Source organism: Amycolatopsis sp. CA-128772 (assembly GCF_002904295.1).
Lineage (GTDB): Bacteria > Actinomycetota > Actinomycetes > Mycobacteriales > Pseudonocardiaceae > Amycolatopsis.
Genome location: NZ_PPHG01000075.1, coordinates 331,399 through 349,323 on the forward strand (window position 1 = coordinate 331,399; position 17,925 = coordinate 349,323).

At 72.0% G+C, this 17,925-nt stretch carries 19 protein-coding genes and 1 riboswitch; of the genes, 5 read left to right on the top strand and 14 right to left on the bottom strand.

Features of this window, described 5'->3' with window-relative positions:
• The first annotated feature begins 111 nt into the window (after positions 1-111).
• A complete protein-coding gene (locus tag C2L59_RS30225; RefSeq protein ID WP_103352912.1) occupies positions 112-609 on the top strand; it encodes a GtrA family protein in 498 nt (165 codons plus the stop codon).
• On the opposite strand, the gene C2L59_RS30230 is transcribed toward C2L59_RS30225, so the two are convergent.
• The 4 genes from C2L59_RS30230 to C2L59_RS30245 all read right to left on the bottom strand — a co-directional run bounded on the left by C2L59_RS30230 (position 539) and on the right by C2L59_RS30245 (position 7,579).
• Entirely contained in the window at positions 539-2,713 is a 2,175-nt protein-coding gene (locus tag C2L59_RS30230; protein WP_103352913.1) for a glycosyltransferase family 2 protein, read from the bottom strand. The genes C2L59_RS30225 and C2L59_RS30230 overlap by 71 nt on opposite strands.
• Entirely contained in the window at positions 2,710-3,642 is a 933-nt protein-coding gene (locus C2L59_RS30235) for an NAD(P)-dependent oxidoreductase (protein ID WP_199199317.1), read from the bottom strand. Before C2L59_RS30235 ends, C2L59_RS30230 begins: the two co-directional genes overlap by 4 nt.
• Positions 3,643-3,678: 36 nt before the next feature.
• Entirely contained in the window at positions 3,679-6,555 is a 2,877-nt protein-coding gene (gcvP, locus tag C2L59_RS30240; RefSeq protein ID WP_103352914.1) for an aminomethyl-transferring glycine dehydrogenase, read from the bottom strand.
• Between the two features lie 304 nt (positions 6,556-6,859).
• A riboswitch (glycine riboswitch) is annotated at positions 6,860-6,958 on the bottom strand.
• A gap of 42 nt (positions 6,959-7,000) precedes the next feature.
• Positions 7,001-7,579, bottom strand: coding sequence for a MerR family transcriptional regulator (locus tag C2L59_RS30245; protein WP_103352915.1), 579 nt, complete (start codon positions 7,577-7,579; stop codon positions 7,001-7,003).
• A 278-nt stretch (positions 7,580-7,857) separates the two neighbouring features.
• Here C2L59_RS30245 and C2L59_RS30250 point away from each other — a divergent pair, with 278 nt between their 5' ends.
• Positions 7,858-8,490, top strand: a complete 633-nt coding sequence (locus C2L59_RS30250; RefSeq protein WP_103352916.1) for a TetR/AcrR family transcriptional regulator — start codon at positions 7,858-7,860, stop codon at positions 8,488-8,490.
• On the opposite strand, the gene trxA is transcribed toward C2L59_RS30250, so the two are convergent.
• The 8 genes from trxA to C2L59_RS30290 all read right to left on the bottom strand — a co-directional run bounded on the left by trxA (position 8,471) and on the right by C2L59_RS30290 (position 13,071).
• Entirely contained in the window at positions 8,471-8,806 is a 336-nt protein-coding gene (gene trxA / locus C2L59_RS30255; protein ID WP_103352917.1) for a thioredoxin, read from the bottom strand. The genes C2L59_RS30250 and trxA overlap by 20 nt on opposite strands.
• 11 nt (positions 8,807-8,817) lie before the next feature.
• Positions 8,818-9,213 (bottom strand): MerR family transcriptional regulator, encoded by a 396-nt coding sequence (locus tag C2L59_RS30260; protein WP_103352918.1) that lies wholly within the window; start codon positions 9,211-9,213, stop codon positions 8,818-8,820.
• A gap of 165 nt (positions 9,214-9,378) precedes the next feature.
• The gene (locus C2L59_RS30265) at positions 9,379-9,852 is read right to left on the bottom strand and encodes a bifunctional nuclease family protein (RefSeq protein WP_004559569.1); all 474 of its coding nucleotides are present in this window, start codon (positions 9,850-9,852) and stop codon (positions 9,379-9,381) included.
• A 216-nt stretch (positions 9,853-10,068) separates the two neighbouring features.
• Positions 10,069-10,815 carry a MerR family transcriptional regulator gene (locus tag C2L59_RS30270; RefSeq protein ID WP_199199318.1) on the bottom strand — a complete coding sequence of 249 codons (747 nt, stop codon included), beginning with the start codon at positions 10,813-10,815 and terminating at the stop codon, positions 10,069-10,071.
• On the bottom strand, positions 10,812-11,282 hold the full coding sequence (gene garA, locus C2L59_RS30275) for a glycogen accumulation regulator GarA (RefSeq protein ID WP_103352920.1): 471 nt from the start codon (positions 11,280-11,282) through the stop codon (positions 10,812-10,814). The genes C2L59_RS30270 and garA overlap by 4 nt, the downstream gene beginning before the upstream one ends.
• Before the next feature lie 114 nt (positions 11,283-11,396).
• Positions 11,397-11,780 (bottom strand): glycine cleavage system protein GcvH, encoded by a 384-nt coding sequence (gene gcvH, locus C2L59_RS30280; protein ID WP_103352921.1) that lies wholly within the window; start codon positions 11,778-11,780, stop codon positions 11,397-11,399.
• A 99-nt stretch (positions 11,781-11,879) separates the two neighbouring features.
• Positions 11,880-12,500 carry a CDP-alcohol phosphatidyltransferase family protein gene (locus C2L59_RS30285; protein ID WP_103352922.1) on the bottom strand — a complete coding sequence of 207 codons (621 nt, stop codon included), beginning with the start codon at positions 12,498-12,500 and terminating at the stop codon, positions 11,880-11,882.
• Positions 12,501-12,861: 361 nt separating this feature from the next.
• A complete protein-coding gene (locus C2L59_RS30290; RefSeq protein WP_103352923.1) occupies positions 12,862-13,071 on the bottom strand; it encodes a hypothetical protein in 210 nt (69 codons plus the stop codon).
• Between the two features lie 316 nt (positions 13,072-13,387).
• On the opposite strand from C2L59_RS30290, the gene C2L59_RS49370 reads away from it, so the two are divergent.
• Positions 13,388-13,891 carry a hypothetical protein gene (locus C2L59_RS49370; RefSeq protein ID WP_103352924.1) on the top strand — a complete coding sequence of 168 codons (504 nt, stop codon included), beginning with the start codon at positions 13,388-13,390 and terminating at the stop codon, positions 13,889-13,891.
• A 30-nt stretch (positions 13,892-13,921) separates the two neighbouring features.
• Entirely contained in the window at positions 13,922-14,323 is a 402-nt protein-coding gene (locus C2L59_RS30300; protein ID WP_103352925.1) for a hypothetical protein, read from the top strand.
• Between the two features lie 40 nt (positions 14,324-14,363).
• On the opposite strand, the gene C2L59_RS30305 is transcribed toward C2L59_RS30300, so the two are convergent.
• Positions 14,364-16,058 carry an AMP-binding protein gene (locus tag C2L59_RS30305; protein WP_103352926.1) on the bottom strand — a complete coding sequence of 565 codons (1,695 nt, stop codon included), beginning with the start codon at positions 16,056-16,058 and terminating at the stop codon, positions 14,364-14,366.
• An 8-nt stretch (positions 16,059-16,066) separates the two neighbouring features.
• Complete coding sequence (locus C2L59_RS30310) at positions 16,067-16,909, bottom strand: crotonase/enoyl-CoA hydratase family protein (RefSeq protein ID WP_103352927.1); 843 nt, start codon at positions 16,907-16,909, stop codon at positions 16,067-16,069.
• Between the two features lie 137 nt (positions 16,910-17,046).
• Between C2L59_RS30310 and C2L59_RS30315 the strand changes: the two genes are divergently transcribed.
• Positions 17,047-17,922, top strand: a complete 876-nt coding sequence (locus C2L59_RS30315; RefSeq protein WP_103352928.1) for an alpha/beta fold hydrolase — start codon at positions 17,047-17,049, stop codon at positions 17,920-17,922.
• The last annotated feature ends 3 nt before the right edge of the window (positions 17,923-17,925 follow it).

The window sequence follows — 17,925 nt, forward strand, 5'->3', positions numbered from 1 at the left end:
ACACGAACGCTATAGATCACGTGCTGATGAAGACCTGGCAATGACCTGTGAATCTCCTATGCATGAGGGGGTCGGACGGCGGCGCGACCGGCCCACGGGGAGGATGGGGGCATGACGACCGTAACCAACGGCGTGCGGCCCCGCACGGCGGAGAAGACCCGCCGCCGCGGCTGGTCCAGGCTCGCCCGCGCCGCGACGACGTCGGTCGCGGCCACCGTCGTCAGCCAGGTCGTCCTGCTCGCCGTCCTCGCGACCGGCGGTGCCGCCGCCCTGGCGAGCACGCTGGCCTGGGCGGCCGGGGCGGTGCTGAACTTCCTGGTCACGCGGCGCTGGGTGTGGGGCCGCACCGGGCGGCCGCGGGTCCGCCGCGAGCTGCTGCCCTACCTGGCCGTGATCGGGCTCGGCGGGCTCGCGTCGATCGGCCTGACGACCCTCGCGGGCTCGCTGCTGGCGCCCCTGGAGCTGCCGCACCTCTGGTGGGTCGTGCTCGTCGACGGCGCGTACGTCGCCAGTTACGCGCTCGTCTTCGTCGTCAAGTTCACCCTGCTCGACCGGCTCGTGTTCGGCCGCGGCGCAGCACGTACCCCCGCCACCACGTCCCGGTCATGACGCGCGCGTAGTTGGCGCCGTAGACGAGGCTGCCGCCCTTCTTGCTCTTGCCCGCCTTGCGCAGCCGCATGCTCATCGGCAGCTCGGTGACGCGGGCGCCGCGGGCGGTGACGCCGAGCAGCAGCTCGGACGACTGGTACTGCGGCTCGTTCAGCGGGATCGCGCAGGCCAGGTCCGCCCGCATGGCGCGGAAGCCGAACGACGTGTCGGTGATCCGCCGGGCCGTGAGCACCGACGCCAGCGCCGCGAAGACGCGCACGCCGAGCCACCGGACGCGGCTGTCGGCCTCCTCGTGCCCGAGCCGCCGGGACCCGGTGACGAAGTCGGCGGTGCCGTCGACGACCGGGCGCACCAGGGCTTCGAGCTCGCTGTTGTCGTACTGGCCGTCGGCGTCGGTCGTCACGACGTACTCGGCGCCGCCCTCGGCCGCGAGGTGGTAGCCCAGGCGCAGCGCGGCGCCCTGGCCGCGGTTGCGGGGCGCGACGCAGACGTACGCGCCGTGCGCCTCGGCGATCGCGGCCGTGTCGTCGGTCCCGCCGTCGACGACGACGAGCACGTCGACCGGCAGGCCGAGGCACTGGTCCGGCATCTTTTCGAGGACTTCGCCGATGCCGCCGGCCTCGTTGTAGGCGGCGATGACGACGGTCACCGGCGCCAGTCCGACGCCCGGGTGGCGGCCGCGGAAGTCGTCGAGCGCGCCCTGGTCGACGTCGTCGGGGAAGGCGGCGAGCCGCTTCCGCCCGGCCGACGTCAGCGTGGTGAAGCCGAGCGCGCCGGCCACCGGCAGCAGCACCAGCGCCGGGAGCTGGTAGCGCCAGGAGAACAGGAACACCGCCGAGGCGAAGAGCAGCACGAGCCCGCTCGACGCCGCCAGCAGCGCCCCCGCCTGGGCGCGGTCCAGCGGTTTCTTGCGCCGGAACACCGTCAGGAGGCCGAGGAGCGCGCCGAGGCCGAGCACCGCGCCGGAGACGTACCCGCCGCCAAGCTGGTAGTCGCGGAGGACCTTCGCCGGCGGCTGGTCGACGCGCGCGACGACGCCGTCGTTCTGCAGCGTGACCAGGTCGATCAGCGACTGGTCGGCCCACTGCGGGTAGGTGAGCTGGAACTGCCACCGGTCGAGGGGGACGTCGGTCGGGTCCTGCTCGCGGGTCCAGGCGAAGCTCTTGGCGAAGTCGTCCAGGACCGCTTCGGCGACGTCACCGGGCTGCGCCTTCAGGACGGCGATCGCGAACTCGTGCGCCAGCGCGGTCCGGTCCGCGCCCGGGGGCAGCGGCCCCGGCCAGTTCGGGTCGAGGTCGGCGTGGGTGTAGTTGTCCACCAGGCGCGTCTCGCGCGGCTCGGCGGGGCAGAACACCTGCACCTCCGGGGCGAGGTGCAGGTTCGCGCAGTCGGCGACGGCGGCGGTGCGGCCGTAGAGCATGTTCCCGGACGGCCCGGTCAGGCCCCACTTCCCGGTCTCCGAATGCACCCGCGCCGAGTACGGCACCAGGACGACGAGCAGGCCCAGGAGACCGGCGCCGGCCCGGCGCCAGCCCGCCCACTGCCGCCACGCGCCCCCGGCGACGACCAGGAACACCAGCAGGGGCAGCGCCAGCGAGATGCCGATGAGCCGGGTCAGCACGCCGAACCCCAGCAGCAGCCCCGCGGCGCCGGCCCGCTTCCAGCCCGGTGTGCCCCGGCCGAGCAGCAGCCACAGCAGCCCGAGGAGCACCGCCTCGAACGTCACCTCGGACATGATGTTCTGCTCGATCTGCAGCTGGTACGCGTCGAGCAGCACGGGCGCCGCGGCGAGCGCGCCGACCCACGGGCGGCCGCCGAGGCGCAGGACCAGCGCGTAGACGCCGATCGCGATGAGGACACCGCCGGCGTGCTGGACGGCGGCGACCCAGGCGAGGCCGCCGACGGCGAGCAGTGGCCGCAGCACCAGGTCGTAGCCGATCGGGTTCAGCTGGTCGGCGCGCAGGGCGTGCAGGTTGTCGATGTACCGGAACGAATCGATGTACAGCAGCGCGGGCCGGTAGGCCAGCCAGGTCAGCACCCGGAGCGTGATCGCCGGGACGAGCAGCAGCAGGAGCAGCCAGTGGCGCCGGAGGAAAACTTTCACTTCGCCAGGCCGGAGAAGTACTTCCACGCCGTCGCGAGGCCGTCGGTCAGCGGCACCTCCGGCCGGTAGCCGATGGTTTCCGCGCTGGCCGACACGTCGACGACGACCGCGGGCATCTCCCCCGCCGGCGCTTCGACGTGCTCGACCGGCAGTTCGGCGCCGGTCACCTCGCGCACGGCCTCGACCATCTCCAGCACGGACACCGAGCGCCCGGCCCCGACGATCGCGCGGCCGGAGTAGCCGCTGTCCAGGGCCAGCAGGACCGCGCGGACGACGTCGTCGACGTGCACCAGGTCGCGGCGCTGGCGGCCGTCGCCGTAGACCTTGACCCCGGCGCCGGTCAGCGCGGCCCGCATCATCCGCGGCACGAAACTGTCCTTGTGGGACATTCCCGGGCCGTAGACGTTGGTGAACCGCAACGCGCACGTCGTCATGCCGTACGCCCCGGCGTAGCCCGACAGCAGCATTTCGCAGGCCGCCTTGGTCGCGCCGTAGGGCGTCAGCGGGCGCAGCGGCAGGTCCGCGGTGATGGTCGCGCCGCCGACGTTGCCGATCACGGCGTTCGTCGAAGCGAGCAGGAACGTCGGCACCTCGTGGCGGCGCGCGAGTTCCAGGAGTTCCTGGGTGACGAGGACGTTGTCGGCGAAGGTGTCTTCGGGCCGTTCCACCGACTTCAGCACCGACGTCAGCGCGGCGAGGTGCACGATGCCCGCGGTCTCCGGCGTGACGGCTTCTTCGCGCACGGCGGCGTCCCGGAGTTCCCCGGTCACCACGCGGACGCCGTCGGGCGCTTCCGGGAACGGGACCCGGTCCACGACGACGACCGGGACGCCCCGGTCGCACAGGGCTCGCACGACGGCCCGGCCGATGAAGCCGCTGCCGCCGGTGACGACCACGGACGTCCGATCGGGACCGTGCGCACTCAGCATGGCGTCAACCTACCGTCCGTTCCTGTGCGCCGCGGATCAGGCGAACGCCTCCGGCGGCGGGCAGGAGCAGACCAGGTTCCGGTCCCCCGCCGCGCCGTCGATCCGGCGGACCGGGGGCCAGACCTTCACCGCGGCCTGCCCGGCGGGGAACGCCGCCGTCTCGCGGCTGTACGGCCGGTCCCATTCGCCGGCGACGCACCGCGCGGTGTGCGGGGCCTGCCGCAACGGTGACTGCTCGAGCGGCCACTCCCCCGAAGCGACGCGGTCGATCTCGCCGCGGATCGCGATCATCGCCTCGCAGAAGCGGTCGAGCTCGGCGAGGTCCTCGCTCTCGGTCGGCTCCACCATCAGCGTCCCCGCCACGGGGAACGACATCGTCGGCGCGTGCAGCCCGTAGTCCGCCAGACGCTTCGCGACGTCGTCGACCGTGACGCCGGTGGCCTTCGTCAGCGGCCGGAGGTCGAGGATGCATTCGTGCGCGACGAGCCCCTCGTGGCCGGCGTACAGCACCGGGTAGTGCCCGGCGAGGCGGCGGGCGACGTAGTTGGCGGTGGCCACCGCGACCAGCGTCGCCCGGCGAAGGCCGTCGGCGCCCATCATCCGGACGTAGGCCCACGAGATCGGCAGGATCGACGCGCTGCCCCACGGTGCCGCGCTGACCGGGCCGACGCCGGTGGCGGGCCCCGCCGCCGGCTGCAGGGGGTGGTTCGGCAGGAACGGCGCGAGGTGCGCGCGGACGCCGACCGGGCCGACGCCGGGTCCGCCGCCGCCGTGCGGGATGCAGAACGTCTTGTGCAGGTTGAGGTGCGAGACGTCGGCGCCGAACCGGCCGTACTGGGCGACACCGATCAGCGCGTTGAGGTTGGCGCCGTCGACGTACACCTGCCCGCCCGCGTCGTGTACCGCCGCGCACACTTCGCCGACGGTGTCTTCGTAGACGCCGTGCGTCGACGGGTAGGTCAGCATGATCGCGGCCAGGTCGGCGCGGTGTTCATCCACAGTGGACTTCAGGTGCGCGAGGTCGATGTTGCCGCGCTCGTCGCAGCGGACCACGACCGCCCGCATGCCCGCCATCACCGCGCTGGCCGCGTTGGTGCCGTGGGCGCTGGCCGGGATGAGGCAGACGTCCCGGGCGTGCTCGCCGCGGGAGCGGTGGTAGGCGCGGATGGCGAGCAGACCCGCGAACTCGCCCTGGCTGCCGGCGTTGGGCTGCAGGGAAACCGTGTCGTAGCCGGTGATGCGGGCGAGCCAGGCGCCGAGGCCGGCCACCACGTCGAGCAGCCCGGCGGCGTCTTCGGCGGGTGCGAACGGGTGCAGCCCGGCGAATCCGGGCCAGGTGACCGGTTCCATCTCCGCGGTGGCGTTGAGCTTCATGGTGCACGAGCCGAGCGGGATCATGCTGCGGTCGAGGGCGACGTCCTTGTCCGCGAGCTCCCGCAGGTAGCGCAGCATCGCGGTTTCCGACCGGTGCGCGTGGAACACCGGGTGCGCCAGGAACCCGCTCGTCCGGCGCAGCGGGCCCGGGAGCGCGTCCGCGGTGTCCGCGTCCAGGCCGTCCACATCGGACACCGAGACGCCGAACGCCTTCCACACCAGCGAAAGCCGTTCGCGGGTCGTGGTTTCGTCGCAGGCGGCGCCGACGTGGTCGTCGTCGATGTACCGCAGGTTCACGCCGAGGTCCCGGGCCGCCGCGACGACGGCGGCCGCCCGGCCGGGCACGGCCGCGGTGACGGTGTCGAAGAACTCGCCGTGCCCGACGTCGACGCCGCCTTCGGCGAGGCCGGCGGCGAGCACGGTGGCCATCCGGTGGGCCCGCAGCGCGATCCGGCGCAGCCCGTCCGGCCCGTGGTACACCGCGTACATCGACGCCATCACGGCCAGGAGGACCTGCGCGGTGCAGATGTTCGAGGTCGCCTTCTCGCGGCGGATGTGCTGCTCGCGCGTCTGCAGGGCGAGCCGGTACGCCGGGTGACCGTCGGCGTCGCGGGAAACGCCGACCAGCCGGCCGGGCAGCTGCCGTTCGAGGCCCTGGCGCACCGCCAGGTAGGCGGCGTGCGGGCCGCCGAAGCCGAGCGGGACGCCGAACCGCTGCGTCGACCCGACGGCGACGTCGGCCCCGAGCTCGCCGGGCGGCCGCAGCAGGGTGAGGGCGAGGGGGTCCGCGGCGACGATCACGGCCGCGCCGTGCTTCTTCGCCTCGCCGATGGTGAGGTCGAGCTCGTGCACCGCACCGGACGCGCCGGGGTAGGACAGCAGGATGCCGAAGAAGTCGCCGCCGAGCCCGAGCCCGGTCAGGCCCTGGGAAAGGTCCTCGACGACGAGTTCGATCCCCAGCGGTTCGGCGCGGGTGCGCAGCACGGCGATGGTCTGCGGCAGGGTGTCGGCGTCGACGACGAACCGGTGCGACTCCGCCCGCCCGGCCCGGCGCACGAGGGTCATGGCTTCGGCGGCGGCGGTGGCCTCGTCGAGCAGGGAGGCGTTGGCGACCGGCAGCGCGGTGAGGTCGGCGATCATGGTCTGGAAGTTGAGCAGCGCTTCCAGCCGGCCTTGGGAGATTTCGGGCTGGTAGGGCGTGTAAGCGGTGTACCAGGCGGGGTTCTCGAGCACGTTGCGCCGGATGACGGGCGGGGTGACGGTGTCGTGGTAGCCGAGCCCGATCATCTGCGCCATCGGCCGGTTCCGCCCGGCGAGCTCCCGCAGTTCGGCCAGGGCCTGCGCTTCGGTGGCGGCGGCCGGCAGGTCGAGCGGCTCGGCGGACTCCCGCAGCGACCCGGGCACGGCCCGCTCGGCGAGTTCGTCGAGGGAGGCGACGCCGATGACGTCGAGGATGCGCCGGAGGTCTTCGGGACCGGGCCCGATGTGCCGGTCGGCGAAGGGGATGCCCTCTTCCAGGGAGGCGAGTGACGGATCCACGATGGCCTCCTCCGATCGGCGGCGTCCACCGCCCAACGCGACTCTAGAGCGCGAGGTGACCATGACGGGGGTCCGGGGCGGAGCCCGCCGGGCGGGGTGTGGGGGTTGCACCCCCACAAGGCACTCCGGAGGGTTCGGGCAAGCGCATACCGCGAGCACCGCTCACCCGAACCCGGAGGAACCCTCCCCGCTCTGTCCGTACCTCCGAGGAGGCGCCTGAGAGTTTCGCCCGCAGGTTGAGCCGGGCTTGCACCGTCGGCGGGGCCATCAGGCTGTGTCCTGACGACCCGCTTTCCAGAGGCGTCTCGTCCGCGCGGTCCAGGGTGCCTGAGAGGTTCCGGGGAGGACTTGCTCCTTCGGCGCCGAGCTCAAGGTGTGGCTCGGACTCTCCCGCGCGGATTCGTCGACCGCACGGTGCACCTTACCCGCATCCCCGCGGTGGTGATCAACCGGTCTTGCGGGCGTTGCGGCGCTGGGTGAGTTCGTCCGGTTCGTGCGTCTCGACGATGCCGCCGTCGGCGCGTTCGGCCGGGAACTCGTGGATGGTGCCGCTGATTTCCTGCATCGCGCCGCTGACCGCGATGCCGAAGACGCCCTGGCCGCCCTGGAGCAGATCGACGATCTCCTCCGGCGACGTGCATTCGTAGACCGTGGTGCCGTCGGAGAACAGCGTCACCCGGGCCAGGTCGCGGACGCCGCGGACGCGCAGGTGGTCGACCGCGACCCGGATGTTCTGGAGCGAGACCCCGGTGTCCAGGAGCCGCTTGACGACCTTGAGGACCAGGATGTCCTTGAACGAGTACAGCCGCTGCGAGCCGGACCCGTGGGCGGTGCGGATGCTGGGCGCGACCAGCTTGGTGCGGGCCCAGTAGTCGAGCTGGCGGTAGGTGATGCCGGCGATCTGGCACGCCGCCGGACCCCGGTAGCCCACCAGCTCGTCGGGCAGCGAGTCGTCGGGGAACAGTTCACCCTGCTCACCAGCCGCGACCCCGACAGGCTGCTTCTCGGAACCAGCCTCGACCACGCAAGCCTCCCCTCGCCCGACCTGGCGGCCGGCGAATGACAGCCGGAGGAGTCCCAGGAGCGGGACCCACCGGAGATCAACCGCCACGGTCCGGCCCCAGACCGTGAATCACACCGTGACGATTTACCTCCTCGACGGTAAGCGTCAGGAGAACACCGGTCAACGCGACGCGCGGCAAGGCTCAACGGTCGACTGAGCCTTTGAGCCGTTCGCCGTACCCCGTTCGGGGCGGTTCAAACGCGGTGGACTTTTTTACTCGGCCGTGTAAATTATTACTCATGCAGGTAAACACCGACCTCATGGCGGAACTGGGGCTCAGCGTCACCGAGGCCGCGCGCCGGGCGCAGATCGTGGGCGCGACCATCGGCGCCCTCGCCGACCTCGGCTACCGCCGGACCACGTTCGCCAAGATCAAGGAGCGCGCCGGGCTCAGCAGCACCCGGCTCATCTCCTACCACTTCACCAACAAGGCCGGCCTGATGCAGGCCGTGCTCAGCACGGTGGTCGAGACCAGGCACCGGTTCCTCACCGAGCGCACCGGCGGCGGCCTCGACCCGGCCGACCGACGCGGCTACCTGCGGGCGCACATCGAGACGGCGATCGCGTTCCTGCGGACGTACCCGGAGTGCGTCCGGGCCCTTTCGGAGCTGGCCGCCAACGCCGACGACGCGGACGGCTGGGTGATGACGAAAGTGCTGGTCGACGACCTGCGCGTGCACGGACTGGCCCGCCAGCTCAAGCAGGGCCAGGCCGAGGGCGTGTTCGGCGCCTTCACGCCCGAGGTGATGGCGATGTCGATCGCACAGGCCATCGACGGCGTGGCCGGCGCCTACGCGGCCGACCCTTCGCTGGACCTCGAAGCGTACGGGCGCGAGGTGGCGGACACGTTCGTCAAAGCGACGGCACCGTGAGCGCCCGGTCGAGGCGGTCTTCGATGCGGGCCTTCGGGAACGCGCCGACGATCGTCTCGACCGGCTCGCCCCCGCGGAAGAGGATCATCGTCGGCAGGGACATGACCTGGTAGGCGCGGGTCGTCTCGGAGTTCTCGTCGGCGTTGATCTTGCGGACGACCAGCGCGCCGTCCCGCTCGGCGGCCAGCTGCGCGAGTACCGGGCCGACCATCCGGCACGGGCCGCACCAGGTGGCCCAGAACTCGACGAGCACGGGGACATCGCTGCTCAGGACCTCGGCGAAGGTCGCATCGGTGACGTCTTCGACCTCGGACATGGCGGGCTCCTTCAGGGACGCGGGGATTCGGGCACGACACACGGATCGGGCGCCTGCCGGGCGAGGGCACCGGCGAGCTTGGCGGCCAGTTCGCCGCGGATGCCGCCGAGCCGGGCCAGCAGCGCGTCGGCTTCTTCGAGCTTGCGCCGGTAGACCTCGATCGAGTTCGCGCAGGCATCACCGGTCTCGTGCCCGCTGCGCAGGCACTCGACGAACGGGCGGGTTTCCTCGAGGGTGAGGCCGACCGTCTGGAGGGTCTGGATCTCCTTGACGAGCTGGAGGTCGTCCTCGCCGTAGTCCCGGTAGCCGTTGGCCGAGCGCCGGGCCTGCAGGAGGCCCTGGTCCTCGTAAAAACGCAACGCACGGGTGGTGACACCCGTGCGTTGCGCCAGTTCTCCGATCCGCATGCCCTCGACGCTAGACGTTGACGTCCGCGTCAAGGCAAGTGCAACGCCCTGCTGCGGGAGGACTCGGGGGTCCGGGGGCGGGCCCCCGTGCGGGGGTTGCACCTCCGGAAGATACATACCTGGCCGTCGAGGCGAGCGCTCTCCGCGAGCACACCTCTGCGCGGATCAGGTATCCGCTCCGCGGAAGTCTTCCGGGGAAACCGAGTCGAGGAACTCGCGGAACTTCTCGACTTCGTCTTCCTGCTCGTCCGGGATGATCAGGCCGGCTTCCTCCAGCACCGAATCCACGGCGTGGATGGGGACCCCGATCCGCAGGGCCAGCGCGACCGAGTCGCTCGGCCGGGCGGAGACCCGGATGTCGCCGTCGAAGACGAGCTCCGCGAAGAAGGTGCCCTCCTTTAGGTCGGTGATGACGACCTGCTCCAGCTCCCGGCCGAGTGCTCCGATGACCTCTTTCAGCAGGTCATGCGTGAGCGGCCGGGCCGGCCGGACCCCCTGCTGCTCCAAGGCGATGGCGGTGGCTTCGACCGAGCCGATCCAGATCGGCAGGTACCGTTCGCCCTCGGTCTCCCGCAGCAACAAGATCGGCTGATTCGCGGGCAGCTCGACCCGCACACCGACGACGCGCATTTCGCTCATCGGGCTTCGCCTCCCTCTCGTGCACACGGGCTGCAGCGCCGAAACGGTTCCGCGCCGCCACTGTCGACGCTACCCGTCATCCGTGCGCTGTGCTCGCTGTCCGGACACTCTCGGTTCGCCTGCCGCAAACCCGTGCCTTCACGGTACGGCATGCGGTGCCGAACATTCAGTCATTGACATGGGACCGCAAAGAGGATCTCACTGCCCCGTTATCGATCAACACCCGGCGACGCCACGGATTCCGGCCTTGACGAGCAGCGTGTGCAGGGTCACGGACAGTGCCGCGAGCTCCCGCACCACCTCGTCGGCCCGGGATTTGGCCTCCGGGTCACGATGCCGGTACACCGGCGTCACGATCTGCTCCAGCAGCCCTACCTCGCGGTCGGCCGCGGCGCGGAAGGCACGCAGGTGTCTCGGTTCGATCCCGAATTCGGTCATCGCCTTCACCGTCCGCGCGACCAGCACCGCGTCCGGGTCGAAGAACCCGGCGGGACCGGGCCGGACCAGGCCGTACTGCTGCAGCTCGGCCAGCGCGCCCGCGTCGATGCCGGCCTGCTCCAGGAGCTCCTCCTGGGTCAGGCGCAGCTCCTTGCCCACGGCGAAGTCCTCCGCCACGGGCAACCCGACGTTCTCCGCCGGTGCGTCGATGGGCACCAGCCGGCGCGGCGGGCGGGGCAGGGCCGCGGCGGGCTCGTTGCCCGAGTCCGCCGCGTCCAGCTGTTCCTTGATGACCTTCAACGGGAGGTAGTGGTCCCGCTGGGCGGCCAGGACGAACCTGAGACGCTCCACGTCCGCCGCGGCGAACTGCCGGTACCCCGAAGCTGTCCGGCCCGGGGTGACCAGGCCTTCGGCTTCGAGGAACCGGATCTTGGAGATGGTGACATCGGGGAAGTCGCCGCGCAGCTGCGCGAGAACGGCCCCGATGCTCAACCCGTCACGTTGTGGCCGTCCGGCCGCCGTCACTGCGCCCCCTGGCCCCCGTGCCCCGGGCCGGTCAGGAAGACCAGGCGGAACTTCCCGATCTGCACCTCGTCGCCGCCGGCGAGCACGGCCTGGTCGACCGGCTCGCGGTTGACGTAGGTGCCGTTGAGGCTGCCGACGTCGATGACGACGAACTCGCCGCCTTCACGCCGGAATTCGGCGTGCCGTCGGGAGACCGTGACGTCGTCGAGGAAGATGTCGCTGTCCGGGTGCCGCCCGGCGCTGGTGGTGTCGCGGTCGAGCAGGAACCGCGAACCCGCGTTCGGCCCGCGCTTCACGACCAGCAGGGCCGAACCCGGGGGCAGGGCGTCGACACCCTGGACCGGGGCCTCCGGGGCCGGGGCGGACTCGTGGCCTTCGGCTTCGGCCAGGAAGTCGGCCCGGAAGACAGAGGTCCGCTCCGGAGACTGCTCCGGGGGAACGCCGCCGGGCCCGTCGTTCGTGCTCACCTGAGCTCTCCTCCACACATGCTGTGTTGCCAGTACTCAAGAACGTGTAGCTGCCAACGTACCGTGCCTGATCGATTCTCCGAGCCCCGGCTCCCCGAACCGGCGGAGCGGGCGTCAGCCCTTGGTCAGGGCGTCGTACGCCTCGGCTTCGAGCAGGGCTTCGAGGCCGGCCGGGTCGTCGAGCCGGATCTCGATCAGCCAGCCCTCGCCGTAGGGGTCGCTGTTGATCAGCTCGGGCGAGTCGGCGACCGCGTCGTTGACCGCGACGACCTCCCCGTCGACCGGCGCGAACAGCTCGGAGACGCTCTTGGTCGACTCGACCTCGCCGAAGACGTCGCCCGCGCTCACCTGCCTGCCGACCTCGGGCAGGTCGACGAAGACGACGTCGCCGAGCTGGTCCTGCGCGTACTCGGTGATGCCGACCCGGACGAGCGTCTCCTCGCGGGTGGCGACCCACTCGTGGTCCTCGGTGTAGCGGAGCTCTTCAGGAGCGGACACCGCCGGTCCCCTTTCGTGCCTTCATGGCGGAACGTGCTGGGCGAAGTCTTACACCCACACGGCCCAGCCGCCCGCCACGGCCCGGCGAAAGTATCGCGCTCAGCCGTGCTGCGCGCCGCGGAGGGCGTTGCGCGCCTGCACGACGTAGAGGACACCGGACCAGACGTAGAGGACGGCGCCCCAGATGGTGAAGGCGTACCCGATCGGCCGCGCGACCGCGGCGACGTCCGAGCCACCCTGCGCGAGCAGCAGCAACGGGAAGGCGTACATCAGGACGAACGTGGCTCCCTTGCCGAGGTAGGTGACCTCGGGCGGCGCGAACCCCCGGCGGCGCAGCGTCATGACGCAGACGCCGAGCACGGCCTCGCGCAGCACCAGCGGCACCACGACCCACCACGGGATGATGTCCCGGACGAGGAAGGCGACGAGGGTGGCGAGGATGTAGAGCCGGTCGGCGGCGGGGTCGAGCAGCTGCCCGAGCCGCGACATCTGGTTGAGCCAGCGGGCCAGCTTGCCGTCGAGCCAGTCGGTCAGGGCGCTGAACACGAGCAGCGCGAGGGCCCAGCCGTCTTCCTTCGGGCCGAGCAGCAGCCACAGGAACACCGGCACGCCGGCCAGCCGCAGCAGGGAGAGGATGTTGGGGACGTTGAGCGCCTGCCGAAGCAGGGAGGGCTCGGCGGCACCGCTCTGAGCGGCGGGTTCGGGGGCGGCTGTGCTCACGGGCCCATTAAACAGCGGGGGCGGTGCGGGGTGCCCGGTGGTGCGGCGGGGGCGCGAGCTCGCGATTCACCTGCTCGTGGCCGGGCTTGCGCGGCCGAGGCTCGGAAGACCACGACCTGGCGAATCGCCGCTCACCGGCAGTCGATCTTCCGGCTGAGCCCGGGGCGCCCGGGTTCGGGAGCCGCGACCGGGCTATTCGCCGCTCACGGCCCCGATCCCGCCGACCGGAATTGCCGCCGACAGGCCCGGCCAGGCGAACCCGACCGGCGCCCGAGCCGCGGTGAACCGGGCCCGGCCGCGCTCCCCCGCGCGACCGCAGCCACCACCCCCGCCCGGCACCCCCGGACCGGAGCCGGCCGCGTCAGCTGGCTCGGCGGTGGCTCCAGCCGCGGCGCTGCAGCTCCGCGCTGGTCAGCGACTCGGGGCGGCCGCGGTAGTCGGTGCCCATCCAGCGGGCGCGGCCGGCCCGGCCCTCGAGGACGTACGGGCGGCCGCCGCACCAGACCACGGTGCTCGGGACGGTCGGCGGGCTGGACGGGTCTTCGGTGCTGGTCACAGCGTCGGCTTTCATCGCTCTCACGGATTTCGGGACGGGGTTTCGGGGACGGGAAGCTCGTCGGCCTCCACCAAGATCTTCGGCTCGCCGGGCCGGATTGTTAACGGGAACGGCCGGAATTAGACCGATCGATTCTTGATGACAGCGGGAGGTTTCGGAGCGTGAACGGAAGGTTAATTGTCCATTGTGGACACCATTGCGGCGGCCACCGGACCGGGGCACCGCGCCGCTGGAGTAATCTCCGGCACACCCGTGGGCGCGTCGGTCCGCGGGGCCCCGGCCCGGATGGGCCAGAATGACCGGGCCAGCCAGCCGGGGAGGAAGGATCGCGGTGCCCCACCCGACCACCACGAAGACGTGGCTCGTGGCCTGCCTCGCCCTGCCCGTGCTCGCGGCCTGCTCCGGCGAACCGGCCGCGCAGGCGCCGCCGGCCCCGTCCGCCACGACCGCCGGCACCCCCGCGACGACGCCGACCGGCACGCCGCCGCCCCCGCCGGCCGCCACCGAGGGGTCCGCCGCGCCGGCTCCGGTGTCGAAGCCGTCCGGGCCGCCGCCGTCGGTGCCCGGTTCCTGCGGGACGGTGACGGCCGCCAGCGGGCTCACACTCTACGTGTTCGACAGCGGCTCGGCCGGCGTCAGCTGCTCCGCCGCCACGAAGCTCGTCGGGGACTTCCACCGCAAGATCGCCGGGCGCCAGGGCGCCGGCTCGAACGACGCGGTGAACGAGACCGTCGACGGCTGGCTGTGCGCCTCCGGGCCGCCCGCCGCCCAGGGCGGCACCACCTGCACCAAGGGTGAGCAGACGGTGTTCGCCGCCGTCGTGCCGTCCGAGTGAGATCCCGTCCCGTCCGCTCCTGAAGGGCCCATGAAGACTCTCGCGTACCCCCTGCTGCTCGCCGCCGCGACCGCCACTCTCGCCGGCTGCGGCGGTGGCGGCCCGGCGCCCGCCGCGCCGTCCTCCAGCGGGCCGGCGCCCGTGCCCGCCGCCGCGGCCGCCGCGTCGACGGCCCCCGGTGTGCCGTGCGGCGACGTCCCCGGCGCGGGTGGCGCGAAGACGGCGGTCGTCGCGCACGGGCAGGTCGACTGCACTGCGGCGACGCAGCTGCTGAAGGACTATTTCGCCAAGCTGACCCCGGCCGAGGCCGCCTCCGCCGACGGCCCCGGCCCGGTCGCGATCGGCGAGTGGACGTGCGGCAGCGCGGCGAACGACCCGGTGACCGCGTGCTCGACGGAAGACGGCCGCCAGGTCGAGGGCACCCGCGCCTGACGCCGGGCACCCCGGGGCGGTCGGCCCCGGGGCACCGGCGTCAGGACTTCAGGTCCGGGAAGTCCTCTTCGCGGTACTCGGTGCCTTGGCCCCGCTTCGGGTCGCTCTCGCGGCCGCGCAGCTCGACGCGGCGGATCTTGCCCGAGATCGTCTTCGGCAGCTCCGCGAACTCGAGCCGCCGGATCCGCTTGTACGGCGCCAGGTGCTCGCGGCAGTGCGCGAGGATCGACCGCGCGGTCGACGCGTCCGGCGCGAAGCCGGCCGCCAGCACGACGTACGCCTTGGGCACCGCGAGCCGGATCGGGTCGGGGGCCGGGACCACCGCCGCCTCCGCCACCGCTTCGTGCTCGATCAGCACGCTCTCCAGCTCGAACGGCGAGATCCGGTAGTCCGACGCCTTGAACACGTCGTCCGTCCGCCCGACGTAGGTGATGTAGCCGCGTTCGTCGATCGAACCGACGTCACCCGTGTGGTAGAAGCCGCCTCCGAAGGCCGCCGACGTGCGCTCGTCGTCGCCGGTGTAGCCGGTCATCAGGCCCACCGGCCGGTGCGCGAGGTCGAGGCAGATTTCGCCCTCCGTCGCGCGCTCGCCGCTGACCGGGTCGACCAGCGCCACCACGAACCCGGGCAGCGGGCGGCCCATCGAGCCGGGCACGACGTCCTGGCCCGGCGTGTTCGCGATCTGGACGCTGCTTTCGGTCTGGCCGAAGCCGTCGCGGATGGTGACGCCCCACGCCTTCTCGACCTGGTCGATCACCTCGGGGTTCAGCGGCTCCCCCGCGCCCACGACCTTGCGCGGCGGCGTCTTCAGGGCCGTGAGGTCGGCCTGGATGAGCATCCGCCACACCGTCGGCGGCGCGCAGAAGCTGGTGACGCCGCACCGGTCCATCTGCGCCATCAGCGCGCCCGCGTCGAACCGGTTGTAGTTGTAGAGGAACACCGTCGCTTCGGCGTTCCACGGCGCGAAGAAGTTGCTCCACGCGTGCTTCGCCCAGCCGGGCGAGGAGATGTTCAGGTGGACGTCGCCGGGTTCCAGCCCGATCCAGTACATCGTGGACAGGTGGCCGACCGGGTACGAAACGTGCGTGTGCTGCACCAGTTTCGGCTTCGCCGTCGTGCCGGAGGTGAAGTACAGCAGCAGCGGGTCGGCGGCCTTCGTCGGCGCGTCCGGGGTGAACTCCGGCGACTCGGCGAACGCGGCCGAGTACCGCTGCCAGCCCTCGACCGGCTCCCCCACCGCGATCCGCGTGTAGTCACCCTCGACGCCGTCGAACTTCGGCGCGTCCACCGAGCGGACCACGACGTGCTTGGCCGCGCCGCGCTCGACCCGGTCGGTGAGGTCGGCCGGGCCCAGCAGTGTCGAGGCCGGGATGATCACGGCGCCGAGCTTGATCGCGGCGAGGATGGTCTCCCACAGCTCGCCCTGGTTGCCCAGCATGAGGATCAGCCGGTCGCCGCGGCGGACGCCGAGGCCGCGCAGCCAGTTGGCGACCTGGTTGGACCGGCCGGACATCTCCGGGTAGGTCCAGCGGTTCTCGCGGCCGTCCTCCTCGACGATCCACAGCGCGTACCGCTCGGCGTTGGCCGGGTCGTGCGCGACGACGTCGAACCAGTCGATCGCCCAGTTGAACTCCTCGAACTCCGGCCAGGCGAAGCCGCGGTACGCGGTGTCGTAGTCCTCGCGGTGGGTCTGCAGGTAGTCCCGCGCCGCGCGGAACGCATGGTGAACGCTCACGCTGCCTCCTATTCGCCCGTGAACTCCGGCTTGCGGCGCTCCATGAACGCCTGGACCGCTTCGCCGAGGTCCTTGCTGGGCAGGAACGCCGAGTTCCACGCCGCGACGTACCGGAGGCCGTCGGCGACCTGGCGCTCGGTGTTCGCCGCCAGTACCTGCTTCGTACCCTGCACCACCAGCGGCGGGTTCGCAGCGATCTCCCCGGCGAGTTCCCGCGCGGCCTTCAGGAGGGCTTCCTGGTTCTCGTAGACGTCGTTCACCAGGCCGATCTTTTCGGCGCGGGCGGCGTCGACGTCCTTGCCGGTGAGCGCGAGCTCCCGCAGGTGCCCCTCGCCGATGATCGAGGCGAGCCGCTGCAGGCTGCCGAGGTCCGCCACGATGGCGACGCGCACCTCGCGGACGCTGAACTTGGCGTCGGCGCCGGCCAGCCGGACGTCCGCGGCGGCGACGACGTCGACCCCGCCGCCGATGCACCAGCCGGACACGGCCGCGACGACCGGTTTGCGGCATTCCGCGATCGAGCTGACCGCCGCCTGCAGCGACCGGACCTGGTCGAGGAACGCCGTGCGCGGGCCGGCCAGGTTGTCCCCGCCCAGCATCGGCGCCCAGTCGCCCATCATCGCCGGCAGGTCGAGGCCGTAGGAGAAGTGCGCGCCACTGCCGGTCAGCACCACGGCCCTGACCTGCGGGTCGGCGTCCAGCGTGCGGAACACCAGGGGCAGCTCGCGCCAGAAGTCCGGGCCCATCGCGTTGCCCTTGGACGGGCCGAGAAGCGTCACTTCGGCCACAGGGCCGTCGACGTCGACCTTCAGGGAGACGAGATCGGGCAGACTGTCAGCAGTAGCGGTCATGGGGTCATCTTGACCCATGCCCGCGGCGACCCGCCATTGGCACCTTGTCAATTGACCCGCGCGTCACTGTGCCAACGTGGTCGGGGGATGCTTTCCTGAAAGGGACTCACACCACGACACGGGGAGGACGGTGGGACATGAGCCCGGCCAGTGCGACCGCGATCGAGGCCGGACCGCCGCCCGCGCCGGTCCGGCGGGCGTCCCGCCCGATCGAGCTGACCGGCTCGTTCGACCACGAGGGACACCGCCTCTGGTACACCGAGTTCGGCAGCGGCGACAAGGTCGTCGTCCTCACCCACGGCATCATGCTGACGCGCCGGATGCACGCGCCGCTGGCGCGGCGGCTGGCCCGCGCCGGCTTCCGGGTGATCACCCTCGACCTGCTCGGCCACGGCGACTCCGACCGGCCGACCGAGTCCTGGTTGTACTCGATGCCGTCGTTCGCCGAGCAGACCCTGGCGCTGCTGGACCACCTCGAGGTGCCGTCCGCCGTGATCGGCGGGACGTCCCTGGGTGCGAACGTCTCCCTGGAAGTCGCGGTGTCGGCGCCCTCGCGCGCCCGGGGCCTGATCGTCGAGATGCCGGTGCTGGACAACGCGATCGTCGCCGGGCTGGTCACTTTCGCACCACTGCTGATGGCGGCCCGGTTCCTGCCGTTCACGGTGCAGGCGGTGGCGCTGGCGGCCTCGGTGGTCCCGCACGGCAACCAGTGGGTCGACGTCGTCACGGACACGCTGTCGCAGCGCCCGGCCCCGATGGCGGCGCTGCTGCACGGGGTGCTGTTCGGCCGGATCGCGCCGCCGAAGGCGGTGCGCCGCAAGATCACGACCCGCGCGCTGGTGATCGGCCACCAGGGCGACCCGATCCACCCGTTCGGCGACGCGGACTCCCTGGCCGTCGACCTGCCGGACGCGGAGTTCGTCCAGGCCCGCAGCCCGGTCGAGCTGCGGCTCGACCCGGCCCGGCTGTCGGACGCGATCCGGGATTTCGCCGCGAGCTGCTACGAAGACTGACAT

Bases quoted from the DNA above. Each gene is read 5' to 3' on its own strand.
- C2L59_RS30265 (WP_004559569.1), bottom strand. From the start codon at position 9,852: ATGAGCGAAATGCGCGTCGTCGGTGTGCGGGTCGAGCTGCCCGCGAAT.
- C2L59_RS30300 (WP_103352925.1), top strand. From the start codon at position 13,922: ATGAAGACTCTCGCGTACCCCCTGCTGCTCGCCGCCGCGACCGCCACT.
- C2L59_RS30250 (WP_103352916.1), top strand. From the start codon at position 7,858: ATGCAGGTAAACACCGACCTCATGGCGGAACTGGGGCTCAGCGTCACC.
- C2L59_RS30260 (WP_103352918.1), bottom strand. From the start codon at position 9,213: ATGCGGATCGGAGAACTGGCGCAACGCACGGGTGTCACCACCCGTGCG.
- trxA (WP_103352917.1), bottom strand. From the start codon at position 8,806: ATGTCCGAGGTCGAAGACGTCACCGATGCGACCTTCGCCGAGGTCCTG.
- C2L59_RS30235 (WP_199199317.1), bottom strand. From the start codon at position 3,642: ATGCTGAGTGCGCACGGTCCCGATCGGACGTCCGTGGTCGTCACCGGC.
- C2L59_RS30310 (WP_103352927.1), bottom strand. From the start codon at position 16,909: ATGACCGCTACTGCTGACAGTCTGCCCGATCTCGTCTCCCTGAAGGTC.
- C2L59_RS30315 (WP_103352928.1), top strand. From the start codon at position 17,047: ATGAGCCCGGCCAGTGCGACCGCGATCGAGGCCGGACCGCCGCCCGCG.
- C2L59_RS30290 (WP_103352923.1), bottom strand. From the start codon at position 13,071: ATGAAAGCCGACGCTGTGACCAGCACCGAAGACCCGTCCAGCCCGCCG.
- C2L59_RS30225 (WP_103352912.1), top strand. From the start codon at position 112: ATGACGACCGTAACCAACGGCGTGCGGCCCCGCACGGCGGAGAAGACC.